Source organism: Chlorogloea sp. CCALA 695 (assembly GCF_003003885.1).
Classification (GTDB): domain Bacteria; phylum Cyanobacteriota; class Cyanobacteriia; order Cyanobacteriales; family Chroococcidiopsidaceae; genus Aliterella.
Map to the genome: position 1 here is coordinate 95249 of NZ_PVWN01000003.1, position 26572 is coordinate 121820.

26 protein-coding genes and 1 pseudogene are annotated in these 26572 nt (G+C 40.2%); 14 read left to right on the forward strand and 13 right to left on the reverse strand.

Features of this window, described 5'->3' with window-relative positions; translation table 11 throughout:
* Positions 1-45 precede the first annotated feature (45 nt).
* From C7B70_RS02915 to C7B70_RS02930, 4 genes are all read left to right on the forward strand, one after another.
* Positions 46-2172 (forward strand): PAS domain S-box protein, encoded by a 2127-nt coding sequence (locus tag C7B70_RS02915; RefSeq protein WP_106367577.1) that lies wholly within the window; start codon positions 46-48, stop codon positions 2170-2172.
* Complete coding sequence (locus C7B70_RS02920) at positions 2150-3892, forward strand: EAL domain-containing response regulator (protein WP_106367578.1); 1743 nt, start codon at positions 2150-2152, stop codon at positions 3890-3892. Before C7B70_RS02915 ends, C7B70_RS02920 begins: the two co-directional genes overlap by 23 nt.
* Before the next feature lie 125 nt (positions 3893-4017).
* Positions 4018-6015, forward strand: a complete 1998-nt coding sequence (locus C7B70_RS02925) for an ATP-binding protein (RefSeq protein ID WP_106367579.1) — start codon at positions 4018-4020, stop codon at positions 6013-6015.
* 10 nt (positions 6016-6025) lie between these two features.
* The gene (locus C7B70_RS02930) at positions 6026-6742 is read left to right on the forward strand and encodes a response regulator transcription factor (protein ID WP_106367580.1); all 717 of its coding nucleotides are present in this window, start codon (positions 6026-6028) and stop codon (positions 6740-6742) included.
* A 160-nt stretch (positions 6743-6902) separates the two neighbouring features.
* Here C7B70_RS02930 and C7B70_RS02935 read toward each other — a convergent pair whose 3' ends face one another.
* Together C7B70_RS02935 and C7B70_RS02940 are read right to left on the reverse strand one after the other, a co-directional pair.
* A complete protein-coding gene (locus C7B70_RS02935) occupies positions 6903-7376 on the reverse strand; it encodes a M48 family metallopeptidase (protein WP_233220806.1) in 474 nt (157 codons plus the stop codon).
* A 38-nt stretch (positions 7377-7414) separates the two neighbouring features.
* Positions 7415-7576 (reverse strand): annotated as a pseudogene (locus C7B70_RS02940) (AIM24 family protein); the annotation flags it as partial.
* 359 nt (positions 7577-7935) lie between these two features.
* Here C7B70_RS02940 and C7B70_RS02945 point away from each other — a divergent pair.
* The 5 genes from C7B70_RS02945 to rdgB all read left to right on the forward strand — a co-directional run bounded on the left by C7B70_RS02945 (position 7936) and on the right by rdgB (position 12446).
* Positions 7936-8427, forward strand: a complete 492-nt coding sequence (locus C7B70_RS02945) for an orange carotenoid protein N-terminal domain-containing protein (protein ID WP_106367581.1) — start codon at positions 7936-7938, stop codon at positions 8425-8427.
* A 99-nt stretch (positions 8428-8526) separates the two neighbouring features.
* On the forward strand, positions 8527-9021 hold the full coding sequence (locus tag C7B70_RS02950) for an orange carotenoid protein N-terminal domain-containing protein (RefSeq protein WP_106367582.1): 495 nt from the start codon (positions 8527-8529) through the stop codon (positions 9019-9021).
* Between the two features lie 61 nt (positions 9022-9082).
* Positions 9083-10372 carry a phosphatidylserine/phosphatidylglycerophosphate/cardiolipin synthase family protein gene (locus C7B70_RS02955; protein ID WP_106367583.1) on the forward strand — a complete coding sequence of 430 codons (1290 nt, stop codon included), beginning with the start codon at positions 9083-9085 and terminating at the stop codon, positions 10370-10372.
* Between the two features lie 45 nt (positions 10373-10417).
* The gene (locus C7B70_RS02960; protein WP_106367584.1) at positions 10418-11860 is read left to right on the forward strand and encodes a phosphoglucomutase/phosphomannomutase family protein; all 1443 of its coding nucleotides are present in this window, start codon (positions 10418-10420) and stop codon (positions 11858-11860) included.
* 1 nt (position 11861) lies between these two features.
* Positions 11862-12446: an RdgB/HAM1 family non-canonical purine NTP pyrophosphatase gene (gene rdgB / locus C7B70_RS02965; RefSeq protein ID WP_106367585.1), complete on the forward strand. Its 585-nt coding sequence runs from the start codon at positions 11862-11864 to the stop codon at positions 12444-12446.
* A 44-nt stretch (positions 12447-12490) separates the two neighbouring features.
* Here the strand turns inward: rdgB and C7B70_RS02970 are convergent, their stop codons facing one another.
* The 4 genes from C7B70_RS02970 to C7B70_RS02985 form a co-directional block, all read right to left on the reverse strand.
* Positions 12491-12829, reverse strand: coding sequence for a P-II family nitrogen regulator (locus C7B70_RS02970; RefSeq protein ID WP_009632395.1), 339 nt, complete (start codon positions 12827-12829; stop codon positions 12491-12493).
* A 199-nt stretch (positions 12830-13028) separates the two neighbouring features.
* Complete coding sequence (locus tag C7B70_RS02975) at positions 13029-13529, reverse strand: hypothetical protein (protein WP_106367586.1); 501 nt, start codon at positions 13527-13529, stop codon at positions 13029-13031.
* Positions 13530-13821: 292 nt separating this feature from the next.
* Positions 13822-14550 carry a PEP-CTERM sorting domain-containing protein gene (locus C7B70_RS02980; RefSeq protein ID WP_106367587.1) on the reverse strand — a complete coding sequence of 243 codons (729 nt, stop codon included), beginning with the start codon at positions 14548-14550 and terminating at the stop codon, positions 13822-13824.
* A 283-nt stretch (positions 14551-14833) separates the two neighbouring features.
* A complete protein-coding gene (locus C7B70_RS02985) occupies positions 14834-15706 on the reverse strand; it encodes a shikimate dehydrogenase (protein ID WP_106367588.1) in 873 nt (290 codons plus the stop codon).
* Positions 15707-15772: 66 nt separating this feature from the next.
* Here C7B70_RS02985 and C7B70_RS02990 point away from each other — a divergent pair, with 66 nt between their 5' ends.
* Complete coding sequence (locus C7B70_RS02990; RefSeq protein ID WP_106367589.1) at positions 15773-16714, forward strand: alpha/beta fold hydrolase; 942 nt, start codon at positions 15773-15775, stop codon at positions 16712-16714.
* 450 nt (positions 16715-17164) lie between these two features.
* Here C7B70_RS02990 and C7B70_RS02995 read toward each other — a convergent pair whose 3' ends face one another.
* Positions 17165-18130: an aldo/keto reductase gene (locus tag C7B70_RS02995; protein WP_106367590.1), complete on the reverse strand. Its 966-nt coding sequence runs from the start codon at positions 18128-18130 to the stop codon at positions 17165-17167.
* A gap of 169 nt (positions 18131-18299) precedes the next feature.
* On the opposite strand from C7B70_RS02995, the gene C7B70_RS03000 reads away from it, so the two are divergent.
* On the forward strand, positions 18300-19070 hold the full coding sequence (locus tag C7B70_RS03000) for a pentapeptide repeat-containing protein (protein WP_106367649.1): 771 nt from the start codon (positions 18300-18302) through the stop codon (positions 19068-19070).
* 35 nt (positions 19071-19105) lie between these two features.
* Here C7B70_RS03000 and C7B70_RS03005 read toward each other — a convergent pair whose 3' ends face one another.
* On the reverse strand, positions 19106-20416 hold the full coding sequence (locus C7B70_RS03005; protein ID WP_233220807.1) for a hypothetical protein: 1311 nt from the start codon (positions 20414-20416) through the stop codon (positions 19106-19108).
* A 114-nt stretch (positions 20417-20530) separates the two neighbouring features.
* On the opposite strand from C7B70_RS03005, the gene C7B70_RS03010 reads away from it, so the two are divergent.
* On the forward strand, positions 20531-23065 hold the full coding sequence (locus C7B70_RS03010; RefSeq protein WP_106367592.1) for a dynamin family protein: 2535 nt from the start codon (positions 20531-20533) through the stop codon (positions 23063-23065).
* Between the two features lie 6 nt (positions 23066-23071).
* Here C7B70_RS03010 and C7B70_RS28230 read toward each other — a convergent pair whose 3' ends face one another.
* From C7B70_RS28230 to C7B70_RS03020, 3 genes are read right to left on the reverse strand one after another with little or no spacing between them, the layout of a single operon-like run.
* Positions 23072-23203 carry a hypothetical protein gene (locus tag C7B70_RS28230; RefSeq protein ID WP_255409303.1) on the reverse strand — a complete coding sequence of 44 codons (132 nt, stop codon included), beginning with the start codon at positions 23201-23203 and terminating at the stop codon, positions 23072-23074.
* 21 nt (positions 23204-23224) lie between these two features.
* A complete protein-coding gene (locus C7B70_RS03015) occupies positions 23225-23500 on the reverse strand; it encodes a BrnA antitoxin family protein (RefSeq protein ID WP_106367593.1) in 276 nt (91 codons plus the stop codon).
* On the reverse strand, positions 23469-23738 hold the full coding sequence (locus C7B70_RS03020; protein WP_106367650.1) for a BrnT family toxin: 270 nt from the start codon (positions 23736-23738) through the stop codon (positions 23469-23471). The genes C7B70_RS03015 and C7B70_RS03020 overlap by 32 nt, the downstream gene beginning before the upstream one ends.
* Positions 23739-23966: 228 nt before the next feature.
* On the opposite strand from C7B70_RS03020, the gene C7B70_RS03025 reads away from it, so the two are divergent.
* Positions 23967-24488, forward strand: a complete 522-nt coding sequence (locus C7B70_RS03025) for a J domain-containing protein (RefSeq protein WP_106367594.1) — start codon at positions 23967-23969, stop codon at positions 24486-24488.
* Positions 24489-24533: 45 nt separating this feature from the next.
* A complete protein-coding gene (locus C7B70_RS03030; protein ID WP_106367595.1) occupies positions 24534-24803 on the forward strand; it encodes a DUF3143 domain-containing protein in 270 nt (89 codons plus the stop codon).
* Between the two features lie 81 nt (positions 24804-24884).
* Here the strand turns inward: C7B70_RS03030 and C7B70_RS03035 are convergent, their stop codons facing one another.
* Together C7B70_RS03035 and cdaA are read right to left on the reverse strand one after the other, a co-directional pair.
* A complete protein-coding gene (locus C7B70_RS03035; RefSeq protein WP_106367596.1) occupies positions 24885-25631 on the reverse strand; it encodes an isoprenyl transferase in 747 nt (248 codons plus the stop codon).
* On the reverse strand, positions 25628-26551 hold the full coding sequence (gene cdaA, locus C7B70_RS03040; RefSeq protein ID WP_106367597.1) for a diadenylate cyclase CdaA: 924 nt from the start codon (positions 26549-26551) through the stop codon (positions 25628-25630). The genes C7B70_RS03035 and cdaA overlap by 4 nt, the downstream gene beginning before the upstream one ends.
* Between the last annotated feature and the right edge of the window lie 21 nt (positions 26552-26572).

Below are 26572 nucleotides of genomic sequence, written 5' to 3' on the forward strand. Positions count from 1 at the left end.
GCAAAACTACAAAAGTTATAGTTTAGTAAAATTGGAAATAAGACAATGAAAGCTCTATTGCCTGATAACGAAGCTTCCAGGCTTGATACACTGTATCAATACGAAATTCTTGACACCCCTGCCGAAGAAGCCTTCGACGATCTTACCCGCCTAGCTGCACAGATTTGTGGAACTCCAACTGCGCTAGTTAGTTTAATTGACCGTGACCGACAATGGTTTAAGTCAAAGGTGGGGTTAGAAGCTTCACAAACTCCCAGAGATATTGCCTTTTGCGCCCACGCTATTTTACAGCCTGACCTGTTTATAGTTCCAGATGCTATCTTGGATGCCCGGTTTACGAATAATCCTTTGGTTATTGAAGACCCTAATATCCGATTTTATGCTGGTGCGCCTTTAACGACTACAACAGGGGTTGCTTTAGGAACCTTGTGTGCGATTGATTATGTACCGCGAAATTTGAGTTACGAACAGAAAGAAGCTTTACAAATTTTGGCTCGTCAAGTGATGACACAAATGGAGTTAAGACGTAACTTAGCAATTTTGGAGCAAGCTATTACTCAAAGTAAGCAGTCAGAGGAAGCATTAAAAGAAAGCGAAGAACGCTATCGCCGTCTAGTGGAACTTTCTCCTGAAGCGATCGCTGTTTGCACTGAAGAAAAATTTATTTATATAAATACTGCTGGTGTAAAACTTCTCGGTGCAACTAACGTAGAGGAGCTTATCGGCAAGCCCATCCTAAATTTCGTTCATTACGACTCTCAGGACATCATTAAGGCGAATGTTTGGCTTCAGGAAGAAGGACAAAAAACAGAACTTATTGAAGGCAAATTTGTTCAGCTTAACAATCAGATCATAGATATCGAGCTAAAAGGAATAACAATTGTCTATCAAGGTCAACCAGCGATCCAGGTTGTGTTTAGAGATATTACCGAACGTAAGCAGGCAGAAGATGCACTGTTGCGAGCGAAAGTAGCTGAAGCTGCAAAACTTGTGCTAGAAACAGAAATTATTGAGCGTAAACGAACTGAGGAGACGTTGCGGGAGAGCCAGCGAAGACTAGCTCTCTTGATTGATTCACTACCAGGTATTGTCTTCTCTCGTAATAAAGACTCTCAGTGGTCGATGAAATATTTAAGTGAGGGCTGCTTCGCTCTTACTGGGTATACAAGTGACGAACTTGTTGGCAATGAGAGGAGTTTGTACAAGACCGTTATTCATGCTGAAGATTTAGCCAAAGTTGACAAGGCAATCGAACGTGCGATCGCCAACAAACAACCTTATGTAGTCGAGTATCAGATTTACACTAAATCCGGTCAGGTGAAATGGCTATGGGAAAAAGGTAGTGGAGTATTTAACAGCCAAGGGCATTTACTTAGTCTCGAAGGCTTTATTACTGACATCACCAAACGCCAGCAGGCAGAAGCAGAAATTCGTAATGCTCTGGAAAAGGAAAAAGAACTAGGAGAACTTAAATCCCGCTTTGTAACTACAACTTCTCACGAGTTCCGCACCCCTTTAAGCACAATATTGTCTTCTGCTGAGATATTACAACGTTACAACCATAAGTTGACGGAAGAGAAAAAGCTTCATCACCTAGAGGGCATTCAAGCAACAGTCAAAAATATGACTCAGCTATTAGATGATGTGCTGCTAATTGGTAAAGCCGCAGCAGGAAAACTAGGGTGCAACCCTGCACCACTTGAGCTTGTAGAATTTTGCCGCAATCTAGTCGAAGAAATGCAAATCAGTAATAACACCCATGCGATCGCCTTTAGTCCTCACGTACAATCTACTTATGCTTGTATGGATGAGAAATTGCTGCGACACATCTTGAGTAATTTGCTCTCGAACGCCATTAAGTATTCCCCCTCTGGTAGTCTTGTTAAATTTGACTTAATTTGTAAACAAGAAGAAGCAATTTTTAGCGTTCAAGATCGGGGCATTGGTATTCCCACGGCTGACCAAGGCAATTTATTTGAGTCCTTTCATCGAGCTACCAATGTCGGCACTATTTCAGGGACAGGACTAGGGCTAGCGATAGTCAAAAAATCTGTGGACTTACATGGTGGCAAGATCGCAGTCGAGAGTGAAGTTGAAATTGGCACTACTTTTACTGTCACTATTCCATCGCAGAACTGCGGAGCAACAAATGAAAAAAATTCTTGTAATTGAAGACGAAGAGCCATTAAGAACTAATATTGTCCAGATTCTTGAACTTGAGAATTTTGTAACTATTGAAGCTAACAATGGTTTTTTGGGCATTGAATTAGCTCAAAAACATCTGCCCGATTTAATTCTTTGCGATGTGATGATGCCGGAAATTGATGGCTATGGCGTAATAGCTGCGTTACGCCAAAACCTAACTACTGCTAGTATTCCCTTCATTTTTACTACAGCTAAAGCAAGCAAAGCCGACTTCCGTCAAGGGATGAATTTGGGAGCAGATGACTATCTCATTAAGCCAATTACCGCAGACGAACTCCTAAGTGCAATTTCTACTCGCTTTGAAAGACAAGCAACTCTTTCCCAAAGTTGTATCTCTGAACTCAAGCAGGCTGAAGAACAACTGCACCATCTAATTCACTACGATAGTTTAACAAACCTACCTAACCAATTTTTGTTACGAGAGCAACTCAATCAATTAATAATTCAAGCTGATTATGAAGACCGACTGATACCAATTTTTATAGTTCAATTAGATCGACTCGATCAGATTAATAATGTTTTAGGACATTTAGCTGGAGATTTGTTACTTAAAGCTGTAGCTCAGAGATTAGTAATCTGTTTAGGCAAAAATCAAACTGTAGCTCGGTTACAAGCAAAGCAATTTGCAATTCTTTTAGAAACTGTTAAGCAAAAACAAGAAATAGTTAACGTAGCTCAAGATATCATACAAAGTTTATCTCAATCTTTCATCCTAAAAAACCAGGAAGTTTTTATTACTGCTAATATTGGTATTGCTATCTATCCTTTTGATAGTAAAGATCCAATTACGCTGCTCAAATCTGCCAATATAGCCGTTAATTTTGCTAGAAAGCAAACATCAAATGGTTATCAATTTTACAATAAAGCAATTGACAAGCGTTGTGCCAATACACTCCTATTAGATACAGACTTACATTATGCTTTAGAGCGAAACGAACTCCAACTTTACTATCAACCCCAAGTTGAGCTACAAACAGGAACAATTGTTGGCGCAGAAGCATTGTTACGCTGGTATCATCCAGACAAAGGTATAATTTCCCCATTGGATTTTATTCCTATAGCAGAAAAAAATGGTTTAATAATTCCTATTACTGAATGGGTATTGATGACTGCCTGTAAACAAAATAAAACTTGGCAAACAGCAGGTTTTCCTCCTTTACGAGTAGCAGTTAATTTGTCAGGTCATTACTTTAGTCAGCCAGATTTTAGCAAAAGATTATTTTCTATTATAAAACAAGTTAATTTGCAACCCAAATACTTAGAATTAGAGCTTACTGAGAGTATTTTCATCAAAGATGCAGAGTCGGTAAACTTAATATTAAAAGAAATGCAATCTTTAGGAGTTCAAATAGCAATTGACGATTTCGGTACTGGGTATTCATCTCTTAACTATTTAAAGAAATTTTCCTTTAACACGCTAAAGATAGACCGTTGCTTTGTTACTGGTATTGTAAATGATGCACAAGCCGCAGCCCTGACAACAGCAATTATTCAAATGGCACGTAGTATGAGTCTAAAAACGGTTGCTGAAGGTGTAGAAACCGAGGCTGAACTTTCTTTTCTTAGACAACAAAGGTGTGATGAGATTCAAGGCTATCTATTTAGCCGTCCACTGCCAGTTATAGAATTTACCAAATTACTTGCTAGGGGTACCCTACTATCTTCTTCTATTACGTTAGATGAATAAAGCTTATCGCTAGTCAAGTAAAACACATCAAAATTATATGTAATGAAATTTGTATATTTTTTGCTAAAGGAAGTATCTTTATATTCAAAAACGGGAATAATCTAATTAAGATATTAAATATTTATATGAAAAATGCTATGAAAAAAGACAGACAAATTCACCATCTTTTAGTAATTGAAGATAAACAAGGGAAACGTGTGATTAAGTTAGAAGATAGTACTTGTTCAATTGGTCGTGATTCAACAAACGCTATTGTGCTGCACTCTAAATTGGTTTCCCGCCAGCACGCTATTTTACTACGAATATCAATTCCTGAAACTGCCAGTTACTCATTTCGGCTAATTGATGGCAACTTACAGGGAGACAGAAGTACCAATGGCATTATTATCAATGGGCAACGTTGTTTCTCCCATGACCTCAAACCTAGCGATGTTATTGTATTTGGCGGGGATGTAGAAGCAAAATACTATGCTAGTCATAATCTTTCAGACGTAGATTTATTAACATTTAGTAAAGCTGAGGAGCTACCAGATTTATTGTCCAGCTTAAGCAGTCCTTTTCAAACTATAATTGGAGAAAATATAGAGTTTGAAAATTCAATTGAATCAGCGCTTGTTCGATTAGCTTCCTTTCCTGAATTATTGTCCAATCCAATTGTTGAAATTACGCTAGATGGCACAATTACTTATCTCAACCCAGCAGCTATTACACAATTTCCAGGTCTGAGAGAAGCACAATTACAGCATCCAATTTTATTTGGATTACTTGCAAAAGTCAAAAGTAGTGAAGAAAAATTTTTTATTCGTGAGGTTAAATATAGAGAGCGAGTTTTCGAGCAATCCATACACTATATTGCTGAGAGCGATTTAATCCGAAGTTATATTTTAGATATTACTGAGCGTAAGCTAATAGAAGCAGCACTAATACAAGCTCACGACGAATTAGAAAGCAAAATACTACAACGCACCGCTCAGTTAACCAAAGTTAATGAGCAGTTGCGAAATGAAATCGTCGAGCGCCAGCGAGTGGAGCAGGCGCTAAGAGCAAGTGAGCAGCAACTCCAAGCAATATTAGATAACTCCATAGCACTAATTTATGTTAAAAATATTCAGGGTCAATACATTTTAGTCAATCAATGGTACGAAACAATTTTTCAGATTAGCAAAGAGGAGATAAAGGGTAAAACTGACTACGATTTATTCCCCAAAAAGATGGCTGAAATATATCGAGCCAACGACCAAAGAGTTTTTCAAGCTGAAGCTGCTTTAGAGTGGGAGGAGGTCTTTCCACAAGATGATGCTCTTCATACCTACTTATCAATTAAGTTTCCACTTTATGACAGTAGCGGAAATATCTACGCGATTTGCGGAATTTCTACTGATATTACTAAGCGCAAACGAGCAGAAGAAAATATTATTAAAGCCTTAGAAAAAGAGAGAGAATTAGGTGAACTCAAAACTCGTTTCGTCACTATGGCATCTCATGAATTTCGTACCCCTTTAGCTACAATTTTATCTTCCACAGATATTCTCGAACGTTACAATCACAAGTTGACTGAGGAGAAAAAAAATGAACATTTCCGGCGTATTCAATCATCGGTTAAACACACAATAAGTTTATTGAATGACGTATTGTTAATTGGCAAAGCAGAAGCGGACAAGTTAGAGTTTCAACCAACACCGCTTGAACTTGTAAAATTCTGTCATGACTTAGTAGAAGCTATTCAATCTACTACAAACTCACATACGATAACCTTTTGTAGTCAAGAACAATTTATTAATGCTTGTTTAGATGAAAAACTCCTAAGGCAAATTCTTAGTAATTTACTCTCAAATGCAATTAAGTATTCCCATCAAGGTGGTATTATCCAGTTTAACTTAATTCGCGAACCCGAAAAAATTGTTGTTCGCATTCGAGATGAAGGTATTGGAATTCCTGTAATAGACCAATCTAAACTGTTTAATTCTTTTCATAGAGCTAGCAATGTTAGCAATATTTCTGGTACAGGATTAGGACTTGCCATTGTTAAAAAATCTGTAGACTTGCACAACGGTTCAATCGATATTGAGAGCGAAGTAGGGGTTGGCACAACGTTTTTAGTTACACTTCCATTAAACAATTAGGTATAAATAAATGAAAAAAATTCTTGTAGTTGAAGACGAGTTAACAGTTAGAAGTAATATTCTGGAAATACTTGAGTTTGAAGAGTTTGACGCTGTAGGTGCTGAGAATGGTTTGATTGGCGCTTTATGGGCGCAGGAATACTTACCAGACTTGGTTATTTGTGATGTAATGATGCCAGAAATCAATGGTTATGAAGTCTTGAGCGCCTTGCGTCAAAGTCCGATGACGGCAACAATCCCGTTTATTTTTCTTACTGCTATGGCTGATCAACCTGATAGAAGGCGTGGCATGGAATTAGGCGCAGACGATTATATTACTAAACCGTTCACTGCAAATGAATTATTGACAGCAATCTCTACTCGGTTGGCGAAACATGAAGTTGTAATGCAACAGTACAATAACGAGCGCCAAAAAATTGCAGCCTTGCAACAAGAAGTACAACAGTTACAGCACCATGTTGATACTAACAATGAAGTTTTAAAGCAATTCCCTCAAGAGCTTATTAATGTAATACCCAAGCTAAGTATGGCAATTTATCTGCTAAAAAACCTCCAACCCGGAACACAACGAGATCGCTGTTTAGAAGTTTTGCAACAGTTATGTAAGGAAGAAACTACATTACTCAATCAAATGCCCTACCTACAAGATGTTCTCAGTCCTGAAGATTTCAACATCTTACAGCAGTTTGCGATCGCACAAAGGCACAGTAAAGCATCAGATAAATAGGATAGCAATCAAGCCATATTCCGCAGATTTACGAGCGAAGATAGTCAGCGCCAAAATCAATCAAATCTTTGGCGCGGTGGCATAATTCAAAGCCCTGCAACGCCAAATTTTCTGTCCTCACATTTTTGTAACACAACCAAAAGAGTCGTAAAATCGGCATTTATGGCAAGGTGGCCGGTAAAGGTAGCTTTTGGTCTACTTTATAGTTGCGCTGTTTGATTAATTGCTGGATTTCTTTAACTCGTCTAGCTGGTGCGGGATGGGTGGCTAAAAAGTCTATATCTAATGCTTGTTTTTTACTCATTCTCGCAAAAAAATCTGTTGCACCAGCAACATGACCGTAAGTTTGCTGTAGTAAGGTTAAACCAACTTCATCAGCTTGACTTTCTTGAGATTGGGAAAATTGAGCATTGCTTAAACTTTCCACGCCAGAGACGGCTATAGAGCCAATCGTACCAATATCGCCGACAAAATAAGCGATCGCAATTTGCACAATTACCGCCCGTCCTAAGCTGCGTAAATGATCTCTATTGGCAAAGTGTCCTAATTCATGCCCCAATACCATCATTAATTCATTTTCTGATTGGGCTTGTTTTACTAACCCTATTTTAATTTGTGGTTCGTAAGCGACCAAATGACCGCTATCAACGATAAACTCGTTACTTATGCGTTTTTTAATAGTCCCGGTATCAGCCCACCCGAAAACTCTGTTCGCATCGATAGTTGCGAATCCATGCTAGTCATAGCCCCAGCTTCTGCCGTAATTGTTTCACCAGGGCCCAGAGTCAGAAAAATTGTTGCGAAAGCTGGTTTGTAACGAATCTCAGTTTTCACAGGTTGATTTACTTTTTTAGGGGGACGCATACAATATGCTCTAGAAGTAAAGCACTGTCCAGTTTTCGTAAAGAAATTAGAAGTTTTCAGGATAATTTGCTTTGCTGCGTCCCAAAAAAGGAGCAATTAAAAATCAAATTATTTATTCTGCTTTTGCTCAAAAAATTCTTAGTTACCTCTATCTTTAGTTAGGTTATACACCTCTATCTATAGTGGGTTTAATTGTTATTTATGCCTTTGTTAATCTTGATAAAAAAGTTGTCATGTTAGACATTTTTTAGGTATCAAAGTAAACACAGTATAAAGATTTCAATTTATTTGAAAGAGCGCTGTTGTTATTCAATTAAGCAGAGGTTACTATGACATTTACTGAAACTAACGATCCAGAGATTAAGCAGGCTGTACAATCATTTCAAAGCTTGGAAGTAGACGATCAATTAGCTTTGTTCTACTTTATATATAAAGAAATGGGTAAATCAATTACTCCGGCTGCGCCAGGGGCTAGTACCGCCGGAACAGATATCGCCGAAGGATTGTTTAATCAAGTAAAAGAAAAGTCTCACGAAGAGCAATTGCAGCTACAACGCGACTTAATTAATAATGCAGATAATGAGTATACCCGGATGTATGGCTCGATGAGCGAAACTACTAAACTACTATTTTGGTATCGTTTATCGCAAGGTATGGATAGCGGCGAAATTATCCCCATGCCTTCAGATTACAAAATCTCCACTCAAGCTGAAGAATTATTTGGCAAGATTAAAGAGATGGAATTTCAAAAGCAAATTACTATGTTCCGCGATTATGTCGGCCCAATGGGTGCGGAAGCAAAGCCCGGTGCAGATATTTAACTAAAGCTAATCTTTAGCCATTAGTAATTGAGTTGTTAGGCTAAAACAAACCTTTTAGCTTAACATTTGCCCAAAATTGTTAACTTCTAAGTATTAATTATGACCTCCGCCCAACCCGACGCTATTAAGCAATCTATAACCACATTTCGTAGTTTGAAAATAGAAGACCGCCTAGCAGCCTTAGCGCTAATGTACAAACATATCGCCGGACAAATACCTGCAAATGCTGTTGACAATTCAGCAAAAGCAAGCGGATTAGTAAGTAAAGTTGGGCAGTTATCGCCCGAATTGCAAACCCAAGCTTTGCGCGATATGCTAGATGCTCAAAGGCAAGATGGCGATGAAGTTGCTTTAGATCCAAACCCTAGTAAAGCCCTAGCTGAACTCGTAACGGGAAGCAACCAGACGATCCCAATAGATGAATATAGTTCGTTAGGTAAAGATGATAAACTTGCCTTTTGGTATCAAATGGGTCAAAAAGTAGAGAGTAGTGTAAGTGATCTTAAGCCGTCATCAGAAGTCACTGAATTTTTGCAATCTCTCCAGTCATTAAGTGCTGACGATCGCGTAGCTTTTATCAGTAAAGCACTTTAAAGCGTAGCTATCGGGCTTTGGATTGCCAAAAGCCTCTATTCTAAAATATAGAGGTATAGCCATGCTCGATATTTCAATAGTGCTGTGGAGCGGCGGGGTTATCCTCGCCGCTATTGCTGTGATCGTATTTGTTTTGTACTTTCGGGGAACTTTTCGCGATCGCATTGAATACAAATTAATCAATGTTCCTAGTCCTGACGAGCCTCGATTTGGTTTAGCATTGGCAACTTTATCAAACTCTGTATTTACTACAGGAAAATATATAGAGCATTGGGTTGAAGCTGAAAATATATATGCAGCAAGAATTGCAGCGATTAAATCAGCCAAGCACAGCATCCATTTTGAAACATTTTTTATGACTCCAGGGCGACGGGCGACGGAGTTTGCAGATGCTATATGCGATCGCGCCTCTGCGGGAGTTGAAGTGCTAATGATTATCGACCATCATGGCTCAAAAAAGCTATCAAAACGTTACTGGAAAAGATTAAAAGCTTGTGGCGTAGATATCCGATTTTTCAATAAGTTTAATTGGAAAGCCCCGATTGATTACTTCGCTCGCACTCACTGGAAGTTGCTAGTAATTGACAACAACAAAGCTTTAATTGGCGGCGCTGGAATTTCAGATTTTTGGGATGGAGTAGATGACATTAAAGACACTGGGGCTTGGTACGATTTTGAAATGAGTTTTACCGGGGAAATTGTCGCCGCCTTGCAAGGTATGTTTATGCAGCATTGGATGTATGTTCATGGTACGGCGGATCTAAACGTTCAAGTATTTAACCCCCAACCGATAAGAGATCCGGCAATTATGGTAACGGCGGGAGACGACCCTTCCTATCGATCTTCGTCTGTAAAAGCTTTATTTTTGACCAGTATTCACGCCGCCCAAAAAAGAATCTGGATTTCTAGCCCTTACTTTTTACCCGATCGCAATTTAAGAGCATCTTTAATTATTGCCAAGAAAAAGGGGGTAGAAGTTCGCATCTTAACTAATGGCTCTCAGTGTGACAAAAAGTTTGTTTATTACGCCTCCTGCGAATTATACGGCGATTTATTAGCCGCCGGAATTGAAATCAATGAGTATCAACCCAGTATGATGCACGCCAAAGCATTGTTGCTTGATGATTGCTGGATTAGTACGGGAAGCGCAAATTTTGATCCGCGCAGCTTTTTCCATAATGACGAACTTGATATTTCTACCGCTCAACCAGAATTAGTCAAACATATCGAAAACCTCTTTATTACCGGGTTTTCGCGGTGCAAGCAGATAAATGTCAATAGCTGGCGCAAGCGAGAACTTTGGAAAAGAGTATTAGGGCGCGTGGTGTTGTTTTTCCAATCGCAGTTGTAATCTAATAATGGTAAAATCCTGCCTGAGCAACCTAGGGGAAATTGAATGCCAGTAGTAGCTACACAGGAAATAAAATTTGGTACAGATGGCTGGCGGGGAATAATTGGCGATGACTTTACTTTTGATCGCCTAAAATTAGTCGCCCCGCTCGCGGCAAAAGTATTAGCGCAGACTTACGGGGCTACCGTAGGCAACAATCTGATTATTGTGGGCTATGATCGCCGTTTTATGGCAGAAACTTTCGCCCAAAAAGCCGCCGATGCAGTCGTCGCCGCAGGTTTTGACGTGCTACTAGCTGAGGGCTACGCCTCAACTCCAGCGTTTAGTTGGGCTGTTAAGCGTTACAACGCTTTAGGTGCATTAGTTATTACTGCAAGTCACAATCCTGGTAGCTATTTGGGCTTAAAAGTTAAAGGCGCTTTTGGGGGTTCAGTACCAGAAGACGTAACCAAACAAATTGAAGAATTATTAGCTGTCGAATCGTCTCCCCCGCCTAAACCTGGTACGCTGCAAACCTTTGAGCCTTGGGCTAATTATTGCCAGACTTTGAGCCAAAAAGTAAATATAAACAAAATCAGAAATAGCATTACGTCCGGTAAATTAACGGTATTTGTGGATGTGATGCACGGTGCAGCCACTGGAGGAATGGCGCAGATATTAGGCGTACCCGTACAAGAAATAAATAGTAATCGTGATCCTTTGTTTGGTGGTGGTGCGCCGGAACCTTTACCCCGTTATCTATCTAAGTTATTTCGCACGATGCGGACTCACAACCGCTCTAAAGCCACAGGTAGTATAGCTGTGGGCTTTGTCTTTGATGGAGATGGCGATCGCATAGCCGCAGTTGATGGGCAAGGAAATTTTCTTTCTTCTCAAATATTAATTCCGATTTTAATACAACACTTAGCTTCAAAGCGTGGGTTGACCGGGGAAATTGTCAGAACTGTTAGCGGTTCCGATTTGATTTCGCACGTTGCCCAGATGTACAATTTGCCAATATTTGAAACTCCTGTTGGTTACAAATATATAGCCGACCGAATGCTAGTAAGTAATGTATTGCTAGGCGGTGAAGAATCGGGGGGTATTGGCTTTGCTGACTACATTCCCGAACGGGATGGTTTATTGTCAGCTTTGTATTTGCTAGAAGCGATTGCTGCGGAGGAAAAAGACTTAAGCGAACTCTACAAGGGCTTGCAAGCTAGTACAAACTTCTATTCTGCCTATGATCGCATAGACCTACCTTTGGCGAGTATGGACGTGCGTAGTCGGCTATTAACCCAACTGCAAACCCAGCCACCTCAAGAAATAGCAGGCATTGCGGTAGTAAATTGTCTTAGCATTGACGGTTACAAATTTCGCTTAGCTGATGACAGTTGGTTAATGATTCGGTTTAGCGGTACAGAACCCGTCTTGCGTTTGTATTGCGAAGCCCCCACTATCCAACAGGTACATCAAACCCTAGCCTGGGCGAAAGAGTGGGCAGCATAAAATGAGCAAAATACTTGTAGTAGCTACAGGAAATCCTGGCAAATTGCAGGAAATGCAAGCTTATTTAACAAGTTTAGATTGGGAATTGCAACTAAAGCCTGACGATTTGGAGATTGAGGAAACGGGAACAACTTTTGCTGCTAATGCTTGTCTCAAAGCCTCTCAAATTGCCATTGCTACTGGGAACTATGCGATTTCCGATGACTCTGGCTTAGAAGTTGCGGCATTAAATGGCGCACCGGGCATCTATTCGGCACGTTATGCCAACAGTGACTCTGAGCGGATTTCACGCTTACTTGCAGAGTTAGGAGACACCGCAAATAGGCAAGCGCAGTTTGTTTGCGCGGTGGCAATTTCTGATCCTAGTGGGGAAATTGTTTTGCAATCGGTGGGAATTTGCCCAGGTGAAATTCTCGATAGTCCGCGCGGGATGGGTGGTTTTGGCTACGATCCGATTTTTTACGTTCCAGCTTATCAAAGTACCTTTGCCGAAATGTCCAAAGAAGTAAAGCACCAAATTAGCCATCGCGGACAAGCATTTCAGGCGTTACTTCCCCAGTTACAAGCCTTGCGCCTAAGTTTGTAGCAAGTACAAGCAATTAATCACCCCCCATTTTTGGGGGGCATTTATTACACAGCCTCTAGATTCTTTTCTCCGGTACGAATCCGAATTACTTGTTCTACCGGGGATATAAAGATTTTGCCATCGCCGATTTCTCCAGTTCTGGCGGCGGCAATTACTTTATCGACTACCATATCTACTTGACTGTCTTCTACGACAATTTCTACTTTAAGTTTTTGCAAAAACTCAACAGTATATTCCGAACCTCGATAGCGTTCGGTTTGTCCTTTTTGTCGTCCAAAACCTCGAACTTCGGAAACTGTCATTCCCACAATTCCAGCGTTGACTAGAGCAATTTTGACTTCATCTAGTTTAAATGGTCGGATAATGGCTTCAACCTTTTTCAATTTCTTCACTCCTTACTGCGTGTAGCACTTTATTTAGAGAGTTTACCAAGTATTTCCATCGGTACAATACTAGAATATTTCCCTAATCCAAATTGTTATAAATTAAACGCGCTAGTCCTAGCATATTTAATACCCACGGACATTGAATATCATTCAACCGTGCCAGCAATGCGTAACAAGTAATACAATTTGCTGAAAGTTATCGACGGAGAACCAAAGGACGCATCATTAAGTATCCTGCGCCAAAAGCTGTCACCATAATTAACACTAGGGCGATCGCCAATGACCAGCCGCTAATATCGGCAACTTTTTCTTGTGGATAACGACGATAGCGCCCTTGTTCTTGTTCGGTGATTTCGGCAAATGCAGCCTTAGCTTGCTTGGGAAGAAAGGGTAACGATCCTGCGGGTGATGGCGGCGAATCACGGTTAACGGCTTGCGTTTCAGAAAAAGGACGATTAGGAGCCTTATTTGTCTGTCGCCAATACAAAACTGACTCTATAGCTTTATCTAATTCTTGTTGCAGTTGATTATTTTGTCTAAGCAATTGCTGATTTTGAGCATTTAAAGCCTCTGATAGCGCCTTGGATGCTTGCAATTCTGTGGCTAATTCCTTATACACCGACAGAGGTACAGAGGGCGCATAGGCGACGGCGGGGTTCGATAAATTTTGATCTTCAGGGGTAGGGCGCGATCGCATGGGCAAATTTGCTTAAAAGTAGATAGCACACTGTAGCCAAAATTAAACTTAGCTACAGCTAGTCTTGAAGACTATGCCCAACGATACTGGAAATTAGTACAATTTGAACGTTATTTTCTAAAAATATGGAAAGTTTTAAACTTTGACCTATTTATTTTTAGGGATTAATATTTTTTTACTCCAACGGGCAAAGAAACGGTTGAGGTTTTCTACTAGCGCGATCGTCTTTACCGTAACCCTTATAGTCAAAACAAGGTAAGGGTAAGCAGCACCTACCCTTACCTCAACAATTTTATAGTTTTACTTTATTCATCTGCTGGCGCTTGCGCTTTAGCAAAGAACCGCCGCCTAAAGCACTAAGAGCCAATATACCCAATACAGAACTGGGTTCAGGGATAGGTTCCGAGTCAGGAGCAGTAGTAATTTTACCAAAAAGCCCAGCCGTAGTGCTTTCACCTTCAAGGACACGGAACTCTTCAACAGTTGTGACACCTCCGTCTTGGCTAAAACCACTTAATGCAAGTGTATATTCAGTTGTGCCAACAGTGAAAGTCTGAGAGCCAATGCTATTAATAGGGAATACAAAGTCAGCATTTTCCTCCGCAGTCCCCGTATTAGGCGTACTATCGTTCTGAAAGTTGAAGCTGAAAGCTTGAGTAACACCACTAGGATCGGTAAAGTCAAAGGAAATGTTTAGAGGCACAGAATCAACGGTTGTACCTACAAAAGTAGCCCCGTTGTAGTAAGTGAAATCTCCAACTTGAAACAAAGAGTCAAGAGTAGTTGAGAAAGAATTTCCGGCAAAGCTATATTCATTTGGGCCTGTTCCGACACTATCTCCAAAGGTAAATGTATCGGTTCCAATTCCTGAAAACACTGCATCACTGTTAGTGCCGGAGTTAGGAATACCAAAAGTACCACTAGAGTCTCCTACAAACGTTTGGGCGTAGCTAGGTGTTGCGAGACTGATAAGCGCTACTCCCCCTCCGACTGCACATCCGATCAGATTTGTTAATTTCAAAACTCTGTTCCTCCAAAAATTAAGGTGTACTTTTAGATGCGATCGCGTTTCACTCTGACCCTGGTAGAATCCCTGATCCTGTAAAAGTGCGATCGCATACCTCTAACAAAACATTACCAACCTCAATATTATTTGTATGTAGTTTCCCTGCCACTTCACTGTTTCTTCACAAAACACTTACGTCATCTTCACAAAAATCTAGACTTTTCTATACATTAATCACAAACATATAGATTTTTCTATACATTAATCACTAAATGAGTCACAATTTGAGGTATAGTCCCTAGTTATATTTACTGAGATGATTTTGCAACGACTGACGCATGATATCGACAGGTACAGGTTGTTGCAACCAAATTGCCAAAGCAGCCGCTCCTTGTTGTACAAGCATTTCTAAGCCATCAATAGCCGTCGCACCTCTTTGTTGCGCCTGTTGTAAAAACTTTGTCGGACGAGGAGTATAAATTAAGTCATAGGCGATCGCATCCGCCCGTAATAATGCCATTTCTTCATCACTCAAAGGCGACTGAGTAACGTTAGGATACATCCCAATAGGAGTTGTATTGATAATTACCTGTGCGTGGGGAATTAGTAACGGTAATTTATCCCAAGTACGGACTAATAACTTTGTAGCTAGTGAATCCCAACTAGCAATAAATTCGGCTAACTTTGTGGCATTTCTCCCAACTACATAAGTTTCCCCAAAGCCTAATTGAGCGCAACCTGCTACTACAGCCCGTGCTGCGCCACCATTGCCTAAAACTACGGCGGTTTTTTGACTCCAATCTTGGTTGTAAGTCTGCAAAGGCGCAATAAAACCTTCGACATCAGTATTCGTACCTGCCCAAGTACCGATACTTGTCTTCCAAACTGTATTGATAGCGCCAATTGCTTTAGCTGTGGGTGATATTTCCGCGATTAAAGGCTTAATTGCTTGTTTATGAGGAATTGTGATATTAATACCCACTAGATCGATTGCCGCAAAGCCAGAAATTGCCGCTTGTAAATTGTCTGGATGCACTGGAAAAGGTAGATAGACATAATCTAAACCCAAGTGTGCGATCGCGGCATTGTGCATAATTGGCGATAGGGAATGTTCGATAGGATGCCCAATTACGCCCAATAGTTTAGTTTTTCCGGTAATTATTTGTGACATAATCCGTGTTCTAACCCTTGCTCGTTAGAATTATTAAAGTAACTTAACATTATTTATAATTAAATCATGCAGGTAACACCAGCCGTTTCTACCACTCCAACTCCCGGTAAATATTGGCAGTGGCGCGGACAGTCAATTTATTATGTCAAAGCGGGAGAAAAGCAACAACGCCCACCTTTATTACTCGTGCATGGGTTTGGTGCTTCTACAGATCACTGGCGCAAAAATATCGCTCAATTGCAAGCAGATTTTGAAGTATGGGCAATTGACTTACTGGGTTTTGGACGTTCGGCAAAACCTGAAATGGCTTACAGCGCCGACTTGTGGCGAGATCAATTAAATGATTTTATTACCGAAGTTATTGGTCAACCAACGGTGTTAGCCGGAAATTCTCTCGGCGGCTATACTTGTTTGTGTGTAGCAGCCCAGCGCCCAGAAGCCGCTTTAGGAGTAGTATTGCTCAATAGTGCGGGGCCATTTTCCGCCGATCAGTCATCAGATGAACCCGATCCTTTGCAAGCAGAGGTACAACCGCCCAAACAACCGGAAGTGTGGCAAAAGTTTCTAGGCGAGGCGGCTAAATGGATATTTGGGCAACCATTGGCGCGGTTAATATTATTTCAATACGTGCGCCAACCTTGGGTGATTCGCCAAACTTTAGAAAGAGTTTATTTAGACAAAAGCGCTGTCACCGACCAATTAGTAGAAGAAATTTATCGCCCTTCCTGCGATGCTGGTGCAGCCCAAGTATTTGCGGCAATTTTTAGCAATCCTCAAGGAGAAAAAGTTGATATTTTACTGCAACAGTTAAAATCCCCCTTACTAATGCTGTGGGGAGAAGGAGATCCTTGGATGAATACTAAAGAGCGATCGCCAAAATTTCGCCAATACTGCCCTAATTTGACCGAATACTTCTTGCGCGCTGGTCATTGTCCCCATGATGAAGTCCCAGAACAAGTTAATTCTCTGCTAAAATCCTGGGTTTTATCGATTGCAGATGTAGTTTAAACAAATTTGGCGTTGCTAAATTCAGAGCGCGAAAATGATTGCAAAACAAATGCTAGAGACGTTGCATTGCAACGTCTCTCTGCAATACAAATTTAAGGGGTCTTATCCGCTTACGACAAGACCCCTTAAATTTCGGGATTCAGTTTATTCAAAGAAGTTAACAAATAAAGTGGAGAAATAACTAAAGTTTACATCTCTCGTAATTCCAGCACAGTAGCGTCTTTCTAGACCTGAGTTTGGCTACGGCTTTATTAGAGCTTTTTGCCACTAACCCTATGCTTGGAACAATTACAAGTTTGGCTCTCTAACAGGGGACACGAGGTTGAGCGCCTTTTTTGGTTTAGCTGTTTTAAGCTTTTTGCGTCCTATTACTTAAGTTATCACTACTTTTTGTTTTAGCAAGGGTAAGTTTACTAAAATTCAACCTTCTTGAAACTTCTCAACATTATTTTAAGCGGCAAAATTCCACATTACCGGGTTGTCGTCTAAATGCTCCGTAACGGTGCGCCCGATCGCATCAATTTCTTGAAGTTCATCTGTAGAGAGTTCGATATTTGCAGCTAGAGCATTATTTACAGCTTGTTCGGTATTTCTTGCACCGACAATGGCATTAGTTTGAGGTTGAGCAATTAGCCAAGCAAGAGCCAAATTACCTAAAGTAGCTTGATGGCGATCGGCGATTGGACTCAGTTTTGTTAAAGCCAATTGCGCCCTTTGATAATTTTCTCCTTGAAACAGCTTGTTTTTAGCCCGATTATCTTCAGCATCGAATTTGTGATCGGCGGCAAATTTGCCCGTTAATAATCCTTGCGCCAAAGACGAGTAAGCAAGAATAGATATATCGTTTTCAATGCAATAAGGTACAGTATCTTTTTCTACCTGTCGCCAAAATAGCGAGTAAGGCGGCTGGATGCTATCAATTCGTCCGTACTGCGAAGCTTCTTCTAGCTGATCGCGGGAAAAATTAGAAACCCCAATAGCGCGAATTTTGCCTTGCTCTAGCAGCTTATTTAAGGCGCTCATCGTTTCTTCAATGGGGATAACAGCACTATTAAAAGTGCCACTGGGCCAATGAATTTGATATAAATCAATATAATCAGTTTGCAGATTTTGTAAAGAGCGATCACAAGCTTCAATTACTTGGTCATATTTCAAATGATTGGCAAAAACTTTAGTAGCATAAACGGCTTTATCTCTCACATCAGACAAAGCTTTAGCAACAATTTGCTCTGAATGTCCCTCCCCATAAACTTCCGCCGTATCAATGGTAGTAATTCCCGCATCAAAAGCGGCTCTAATTGCCTTAGTTGTCTCCTCATCGGAAATTCCCACCCACATTCTTTTCCCAGCTTGCCAAGTTCCCATCAAAATCGGGCTAATCTGTAGATTGGATCTACCTAAGCGGCGCATTTCCATAACTAAGTTAAAAATAGGCTATTGTTACTTTCCTTTAATACATCGAGCAACAATTAAATTAATCTGTCTTAAGTCGCCTATTAAGATGATTTGGGGCATAATATCGTCAATTGAAATATTAAATGTTACTCTACAAAAATTAGCGTATCCTTTGCCAAACCTCCCATTTATGAAACTTTTTATTGCTGCTACGGTACTTACTACAATTAACTTTGCTCATCCAGCTTTATCAGAAAGCATTGCTCATACCAGACAGTTGCTTGCAACTAAACAATGTCAAAGCTGCGATTTAAGTGGTGCGGGGCTAGTTATGGCGAATTTATCGGGAGCAAATTTAACGGGGGCTAACTTAAGCGGAGCAAATTTGAGCCGTGCAAACTTGAGTGGGGCTGATTTGACGGGTGCAAACTTAGTTGGTGCTTCTTTGTTTGGAGCCAATTTAACGGGTGCAAAGTTAGGGGGAGCGCAAATAGCTGGGGCAGATTTTAGAGATGCTTACTTGTACAATGTCAGCTTTGGCGATGCTGATGTAAATGTAGCTCATTTGCAAGGTGCGATCGGTATCCCTATAGCCGCCGGGAAAGCTGAAGACTTTTATCGCTGGGGGATGTTACAAGGGCAAAAAGGCGACTCTCAAGGGGCGATTGATTACTTTAACCAAGCTTTGACTATAGATCCAGAGTTTGCTTTAGCTTACATGGGTCGAGGTGTTGCACGTTACCAATTACTAGACCGTAAAGGCGCTAGAGATGATGCTAGAGTTGCTGATGAATTGTTTTTAGCTCAAGGTAATGTTCCTGGAACTCAGACAGCGCAAGCATTTATCAAAGAGTTGGAAGCGCCACTACCAAGCGATGCCAAGCCAAAAAGTAAAGGTAACTTTATGAATATTTTAGGACTATTAGGCTCGGCTGCTGTAAAAATGTTTCTGCCATTTTAGACAGTTACGTTACACAGGATTAAAGAAGTATTTTGTTAGTTTTTCACCAGGTTTAGTTCGTCTTTAGATTCATCTCTGGCTTTGAAGTACCAGTAAAGATTTGCAACAGCTAAGTCAGAAGCCTTTTCTAGATTAGATGGTACTAAGCTTTTATGATGAGCTATTACAGCTTGCTGAGTAATATAATTTGTATACTCCTGACGCAATTGTGATGTAAACATCATTGATAGCTGGTCAACCAAAGAAGCAAAATGAGATTTTTGATACAAAGTCTCATAACAGACTTGTTCTAACGGAATTAAATCATTACTATCTGTGTTCAGGGTTAATTCATCAGCGCTAAAATCAGCACTTTCGAGTAGTTTGAGTTCGGATGATGGCAAAGTTTGCATCCAATCAATTTGATTTTGCCAGGATGCTAACGCCGCTAAATCGTGATTATAGATTCGGGTTAATTCAGGAAACAGAAAATCTAGCTCGTCTTCAGTTTCACAATTATTTATCACATTTTGGGCATCAATACGAATTTTAGCTTGAAGATGGGATAAGCGATCGCACACGGCGGCGGGTTCACTTTGCAGTTGATAAGTTGAAATAATTGCTTGCTCTATTACCCAAGCGCACTCTAAACGGCGCAGTTGTCCGGCGGAACAAGTAACTTCTAATAATTCACGATTGTCATAATCTGCCAAAGCTTGAAACAACATTCCTCTGGCGCCATCAATTTCAGCATTTCTCCGGCTGGTATCTTGAATTTGCATTGCCGAACGCAAACGGTGAAGCGCTTGAGTAAATAAGCCATAAGCTCTAACTAAAATTGTCCGGTGGTTTTTAAAGTCAACATCAATTGCTACTTGCTCGATAAGTTCTCTAATTTCTGCACCTTGGTCTTTTAAAGCTTGTTTGAGGTCGATAAAACCATCTTTGACTTCTATTCTGAGTTGTCCTACTTCCTTTCTCAGTTTTAATGTCTGCTGCAAATTAACGGCAGACAATACACCCACAGCAACCGTTCCTACGCCGATAAAGGCGGTTGTCGCTTGCAATACCCCTAAACTAGATTGGATAGATTGCAAGCCTACCTGAACAGCCGCAAAGCCTTGATGTGTCTGATACATCTGTGCTGCTCCCATTACCATCTGAACAGGACTAAATAAAGGTGACAGGGGGGTATTTTGAGCCATCATCCCGACGGCTTGAGCTACAAACTTTCCTGTAGAAGCATCTCTAGCCAAACCTATTGGGACTCCCGCAGATGTAAAAACCTGTACGTATTTGCCAGCTTCGATAGCCGCTTGAACAGCCGAAGTAAATTGAAACAGCATAGCTCTGTTTGTGTTATCCACTAATTTTTTTGAGCCTAGCTTGAATACCAGATTGAAGATAACCGTATTTTCTCGGTACTTTGTCTCCAAATTTGGGAATACTAAGTCGAAAGGAACGTTATGAGGTTGACTGGTATGAATACTACACCGATTGGCACTGAAACAATTGATTTGTTATCACGTATTACTGGACAAAAGCTTAGTCAAAGAGACATTACCCCACAATTGGTTTTTCTGGCTACTTTAGTAACTATTCTGTCAGGCGTAATTTATGCTGACGGTACGGTTACAGAGGAGGAAAAGCAACGGCTACAAGAGACGCTGAATCAATTTATTCCTGCTGGTGAAGATTTGCATCAGTTGATGCAACTAACAATGACGGGTGTAAAACAGCATAAAATTTACAATAACCCTAGAGAATTAGTGTCCTTGATGGCTTCGCTTTCAAAAGCACAAAGGTTATTAATAATAGGTTTTGGCTATGAAATATCTGCCGCCGACGGCAATCTGGATAGTGCGGAAAAGAAGTATTTACAAATTGCTGCTAATCGTTTGGGTATCGAGCCTAAGCATTTAGCAGTTTTAGAAGCTACCTTTAGCAATCAAGAAGATGTTGAGCCAAATGATTTAGCAGAGGTGCAATCTTTGCTTGACGCTGCTCGATTCCATGACTTGGATACTTTGTTTGTTAAGGCTGCAAGTGAATTGGTTGCAATGTTGGCTAATGAAGTTGAACCTATAGCATCTCAACAACATTTTTCTGCTTATCAGCAATTAAACGATTTTCAGAAACATCAACAGCAACTTGATAATTTATGTTTTCAGGTTTACAACATAATCAAAGATTGTGCAGATAGTGATTGTTTATCTAATATCCTTGTAAAAGAAATAGAAGCAGTATCTAAAAAACTACAATCGCAAAAGTTTAGAGTAGCGGTTATAGGCGAATTTAGTCAAGGCAAATCTACTTTATTAAATGCTTTACTTGGTCAAGAAATTCAACCTGTAAGAGCAATTCCTTGTAGCGGTACAATCACAGTTCTTAGATATGGAAAACAAGAACGAATAGTTTGTCGTTATAAGGATGGACGGGAAGAAGAAATTTCATTTAAGGAATACAAGGAAAAAGCAGCTATTTCTAAACAAGCAGCAATAGATAGCCGTACTGAGGAACTTGAGCGCTCTGACATAGAAGAAATTATTTTTGAACATCCCGATTTGAGTTTGTGTAGGAGTGGGGTAGAAATTCTTGATTCACCAGGATTAAATGAACATCCGCAGAGAACAGCTATTACTCAGAAGTTGCTTAAAGAAACAGATGCAGCTATTTTCTTAACAAATGCTATGCGGCTGCTTCCAGAAAAAGAAAAAGAGTTATTACAAGATGTCTGCATTTCGCTAAATGGAGGGCGGAAAAATGAACCTGCTGAAAATCTCTTTGTGTTAGTTAATTTTATGGATTTACTAGATAACGAAGAAGATATCACTGATGTAAAACAAAGGCTTGATAATTTTATCCATAGTGAAAACCCACTTGTTAAAGGTGAGAATCGCAGCCATTATATATCTGCTAAAACTGCTCTTAAATCTATCTTAAATGGGACAAGTAATGAACATTTACAAGCTTTTCAGGATTTCACTAAGTATTTAGAGCAATTTTTAATTTTTGAACGGGGAAAGATAAAAATTAATCAAGCTATTACTAAAATTCATGAGTTAATCAACTCAAGTTTGGAAGGATTAGAGCAAGAAGTCAAGTTTTTAGATGGTAATATCAAAATTTCGGCAACAGCAAGGCAACAGATAATAGAGAAGATTGGCGAAGCAAGTGGGCGAGATGTCAAAATTCGTATATTGGCAAATAATCTATTCGACAATAGCTTTGAACAAGCTAACGAATCATGGAAGAAATGGCTTGAAGGATTAGATGAACGTTTAGTAGAAAGGGCTGAAAAATGGACTTCTCAACATTCACCAATATGGAGCCGTAGTGAATTAGCGAAAGATTATGCTCGTCAATTCAATCAAGACCTGTTATCGGAGTTAGATAGTTGGATAAATAATCAGTTGAAGCAAGCTGTTTTAAAGGAACCTTTAGAAATATTGGATGATGCAATTAAGCAAGAATTGCAGGCAATTCAGTTAAACTTTCAAAACATTAGCCATTTATTAAATAAAGATTCAATAGATATGCAATTCCTTAAAGAAAGTCAGGTAGACTTCAATACTAATGCCACCAAGGGTTTTTGGGGTGGTTTTGGCTCACTTGGTATCGGTGCGGCTATATTACCAGTAATTTTTCTTTCTGGCCCCATTACGGCTATTATTATAGGTATGGGTGCTGGGGGTTGGGGTCTTATAGGAATAACTGCACTGGAAGAATCTATCAAGGCAAATGTTTTTCAGATGGGAGGCGAACAGTTTAGCAGCTCCTTAGATGATATTTTTGACAAAATAAATCAAATTATTGATTCAGTATTTATTAGCAGAATTGAATCAGCTAGTCAAATTATTGATCAAGCAATCTCAATTTCTGAGAACTTATTAGAGCAGCAGGATAAAGTGCATCAGGCAACATTAGAACAACGTAATGGTGAAAAAGTTTGGATTGCCCAAAAGTGTGAAGAACTTAAGCAATTGCAAATAGAAATAGATAAAGAATACTTTTAAAGACTATCAACAGCCAGAGTCAGCCAGTTTATGAACCATAAGTAGCATCATTGCCAAGCCGATATCATCTTGCTGCAAGCGCGATCGCATTTGCCTCACTATATATCCTAGATGAAGGGAGTAATGCGATCGCAACATAACTAATGCGCCGTCAAGCGATCAATGATGAGCTTCCATATATGCTCGCAACAAACTATTAATCTGGGTTTGATAGCCTCGTCCTTGAGACTTGTACCACTCCAGCACATCACTGTCAATCCGCAGAGTCACTTGTACTTTGTTCTTATCCACTGGTAAACCGCTTCGCACCACTGCTTTAGCAAACTTTTCTGGTGTAATTTCTGGGCAGTCGGATAGATCGATATCTTCATCCGTCATAGTATCAAGCCGTTGCCAGTCTGTTTCAGATTTGCTCGAAATAGGTTTTTTGCTCATTTTTGGTTGCCTTTCTTGTAGAAATAATCCGAATGTAGTCATAGCTTTCTGTATGAACCACTGCAACAAGGTATCCTTGAAGCAAACCGAAAGTTACAAACCTCTGTTCTCCGTAGTCAAAGCGCTCATCTTCAACCGTTACGATCAATCCGTTAAAAACTACCGGAACATCTGAAAAATCGATTCCGTGTTTGCGAATGTTAGAAAGCCGTTTCGACTCATCCCACTCAAATTTAATGCTCTTATTGTAACTACATTTTGTCGTTACAATAACTTCACTGAAGGATTTTTGAACTACAGTATAGATAAATTTTTGGGCGATCGCAGTATCATAAAAATGTGTATTTTGGGTTATTACCTGTTTAGGCAAAAGATATTTTCATGAAATTTAGTAAATGTACTCGTTGAACCAATCAATAACTAGCCAGTAAAATATATTTGTTGACGTAGGGCGATTATAACTGTAATGAGTCAAAATACTGACGCAAAAGAAAATAGCAGTTACTATGTTTTACTAGGGTTGCATCCTTCAGCATCAGTCATAGATATTCGTCGCGCCTATCGAGAATTAAGCAAGCATTATCACCCCGATACCACTAAATTATCTACAGAAATTGCTACTATTAAGTTTCAAGAGCTTAACCAGGCTTACGCTACCCTTAGTAACCCCGAACGGCGCATAGCTTACGATTATTTAATTGGCTACTCGCGTATAGCTGTAATTCAAGCGCCGTCCTATTTAGATCGCCCTAACTTTACAAAATCTTCTGCTTATCTCGATCCTACCGATCGCCCTTTATCGGCTGGAGAAATCTTTGCTGTGTTTATTTTAGGGCTAACATTTGTTGGTTGTTTGATACTTGCTTTCGCTCTAAGCTTAATTCGTGGCGACACTTGGCAACCAATATCAACAATTGAGTTACAAATTGTTACGCAGCAGTTTACAATAGCTGTAAATGTTGCTTTGCAAGCACTGAGCAATTTTTAATCGAAATATTTATATTTTTCTTACCACAATTAAGCCTTAATTTATATGTCACTTCCTAACGCCAATACTCCTTTATACAACCATGCTTTGCCAAATATTGAGCAGTGGTTAATTAGTCAAGGTTGCCAGCAAGATAGTTCAGCGCCTCATTGCTGGCATATTCAAAAGGCTGATTGGAAAGCGGAGCTTTGCCTTGAAGTCGAAGATATCACAGTCCGTTATTTTCAAGCTGGAGAAAAGCAAGATATTCAACGCGCCTTTAAGTATTCCCTAAGTCGGCAAGATATAGAACAGGCTGTATTTGCTGGCCCTTAGTAAAAAGAGTTTACGAGCTTTTTATCTATCGGTATGATCGCACGTTGAAGGTGTTGAGATGCTCAGTGAAGCTCAGGAGAACTAAACTTTACCAAAACGGCGATCGCGCTTTTGATAATTAAACAAAGCTTTGTGAAACTCTGTGCGGTCAAAATCGGGCCACAATGTATCTGTAACATAAATTTCCGAGTAAGCCATCTGCCACAATAAAAAATTACTAATTCGCATTTCGCCACTGGTACGAATTACCAAGTCAGGATCGCAAATTCCCTTCGTGTAGAGATGGCTTTCAAACAATGCCTCATCAATATCTTGGGGTTGAATTTTACCTTGCTGGACTAAAAGCGCGATCGCCTTTGTGGCATCAATAATCTCTTGTCTACCGCCGTAATTGGTTGCTACGGTAAATTGAATATCTTGATTGTGTTGAGTTTCGCTCATTGATCGTTCAATTTCCGCTTGCAGAGAGTGCGGCAGAGCGTCTAATTTACCCACAAAATGGATCTGGACGTTTTCCTGCATCATTTCCCGCAGTTCTTGACGCAGCACCCTTTGAAACAACGTCATTAAAAAATCTACTTCCTCTAACGGTCGGCTCCAATTTTCCGTAGAAAAAGCGTAAGCCGTCAGAGCTTTTATGCCCCAATCTTTGCAACAACGCAAGAGGTCTTTGAGCGCATCTACGCCCTTTTTATGACCCATAAGGCGGGGTAAACCTCGATTTTTAGCCCATCGACCATTTCCATCCATAATTACCGCTACGTGCTTGGGCAAACGTTCTAGCGTTAGGTCTGGGGGCAATTGCTGTAATACACTTGGCGTTTTCATTTTTTCTTCCGAGAAACTGATGATGGTAGACCGAGTAAACGTGAAAAAAGAAGTTGCCCTCTAGTTTTGATTTGATGCCCCAAACTTCGTAGACTAGGAGCAACCGCTTCTCGTTCCACTACAGGCGAAAATCTCACTTCCAACAGTTCCTTTAGTTTACTGCTGGTCAGGGGTCTATTTAGTATTCCCCGTTCTGCTAAAGAAATTGAACCTGTTTCTTCCGATACCACTACACAAATACAATTTTCTACCCGCTCAGTAATGCCCATCGCCGCCCGGTGACGGGTTCCTAGCTGACGGGAAGCAGTGCGTTCGCTAAGCGGTAATATTACTCCCGATGCCATAATTCTCGAACCGCGAATCAATGTTGCTCCGTCGTGCAGTAAAGTTTTTGGCTGAAAAATTGTTTGCAATAGTTCCTTAGAAATTTCCGCATTTAGCTTTACTCCTGGAACAGAAAAATAGCGATCGTCAAGGGGGCTATCTGTTTCCAACACCAGTAAAGCCCCAATTCGATTTTGCGATAGTTCTTTAACCGCATCAACAATTTCATCAACTACACTATCTGGCTTAGATGTGTTGCTAGTGGCTGGTTGTAACAACTGTTTAAATTCTCCCCGCCCCAACTGTTCCAAAAATCGTCGAAACTCTAATTGAAACACTACTGCCATTGCTACCGCCGAACCAACTACTAACTTTTCTAAGACAAAATTTAATAGTTCTAGGCGCAAAAGTGCGGATAAGCGCTCGGCGAGGATTAAAATAATAAATCCCCGCACCATCCACAAAGTACGGCGTTCACCGACAATTACCAGCACCATATAGGTGAGCGCCAACACCAAGCCCAAATCGAGAGTTTGAAGCAACAAAGGCTGCGCCCAGCTTAAGTTTGTCAGCCATTGCTTCCATAAATCTCTCATTAGTTGCAAGTTTACCTTAAG

What these genes read in the sequence shown, in the direction of transcription:
- C7B70_RS28230 (WP_255409303.1), bottom strand. Translation starts at nt 23,203, where the DNA reads ATGTTGCGATCGCATTACTCCCTTCATCTAGGATATATAGTGAGGCAA.
- C7B70_RS02930 (WP_106367580.1), top strand. Translation starts at nt 6,026, where the DNA reads ATGAAAAAAATTCTTGTAGTTGAAGACGAGTTAACAGTTAGAAGTAAT.
- C7B70_RS02925 (WP_106367579.1), top strand. Translation starts at nt 4,018, where the DNA reads ATGAAAAATGCTATGAAAAAAGACAGACAAATTCACCATCTTTTAGTA.
- C7B70_RS03000 (WP_106367649.1), top strand. Translation starts at nt 18,300, where the DNA reads ATGAAACTTTTTATTGCTGCTACGGTACTTACTACAATTAACTTTGCT.
- C7B70_RS03015 (WP_106367593.1), bottom strand. Translation starts at nt 23,500, where the DNA reads ATGAGCAAAAAACCTATTTCGAGCAAATCTGAAACAGACTGGCAACGG.
- C7B70_RS03010 (WP_106367592.1), top strand. Translation starts at nt 20,531, where the DNA reads ATGAATACTACACCGATTGGCACTGAAACAATTGATTTGTTATCACGT.
- C7B70_RS03035 (WP_106367596.1), bottom strand. Translation starts at nt 25,631, where the DNA reads ATGAAAACGCCAAGTGTATTACAGCAATTGCCCCCAGACCTAACGCTA.
- C7B70_RS02955 (WP_106367583.1), top strand. Translation starts at nt 9,083, where the DNA reads ATGCTCGATATTTCAATAGTGCTGTGGAGCGGCGGGGTTATCCTCGCC.
- C7B70_RS02945 (WP_106367581.1), top strand. Translation starts at nt 7,936, where the DNA reads ATGACATTTACTGAAACTAACGATCCAGAGATTAAGCAGGCTGTACAA.
- C7B70_RS02990 (WP_106367589.1), top strand. Translation starts at nt 15,773, where the DNA reads ATGCAGGTAACACCAGCCGTTTCTACCACTCCAACTCCCGGTAAATAT.
- rdgB (WP_106367585.1), top strand. Translation starts at nt 11,862, where the DNA reads ATGAGCAAAATACTTGTAGTAGCTACAGGAAATCCTGGCAAATTGCAG.
- C7B70_RS03025 (WP_106367594.1), top strand. Translation starts at nt 23,967, where the DNA reads ATGAGTCAAAATACTGACGCAAAAGAAAATAGCAGTTACTATGTTTTA.
- C7B70_RS03030 (WP_106367595.1), top strand. Translation starts at nt 24,534, where the DNA reads ATGTCACTTCCTAACGCCAATACTCCTTTATACAACCATGCTTTGCCA.
- C7B70_RS02960 (WP_106367584.1), top strand. Translation starts at nt 10,418, where the DNA reads ATGCCAGTAGTAGCTACACAGGAAATAAAATTTGGTACAGATGGCTGG.
- C7B70_RS02920 (WP_106367578.1), top strand. Translation starts at nt 2,150, where the DNA reads ATGAAAAAAATTCTTGTAATTGAAGACGAAGAGCCATTAAGAACTAAT.
- C7B70_RS02975 (WP_106367586.1), bottom strand. Translation starts at nt 13,529, where the DNA reads ATGCGATCGCGCCCTACCCCTGAAGATCAAAATTTATCGAACCCCGCC.
- C7B70_RS02950 (WP_106367582.1), top strand. Translation starts at nt 8,527, where the DNA reads ATGACCTCCGCCCAACCCGACGCTATTAAGCAATCTATAACCACATTT.
- C7B70_RS02995 (WP_106367590.1), bottom strand. Translation starts at nt 18,130, where the DNA reads ATGGAAATGCGCCGCTTAGGTAGATCCAATCTACAGATTAGCCCGATT.
- C7B70_RS02985 (WP_106367588.1), bottom strand. Translation starts at nt 15,706, where the DNA reads ATGTCACAAATAATTACCGGAAAAACTAAACTATTGGGCGTAATTGGG.
- C7B70_RS02915 (WP_106367577.1), top strand. Translation starts at nt 46, where the DNA reads ATGAAAGCTCTATTGCCTGATAACGAAGCTTCCAGGCTTGATACACTG.
- cdaA (WP_106367597.1), bottom strand. Translation starts at nt 26,551, where the DNA reads ATGAGAGATTTATGGAAGCAATGGCTGACAAACTTAAGCTGGGCGCAG.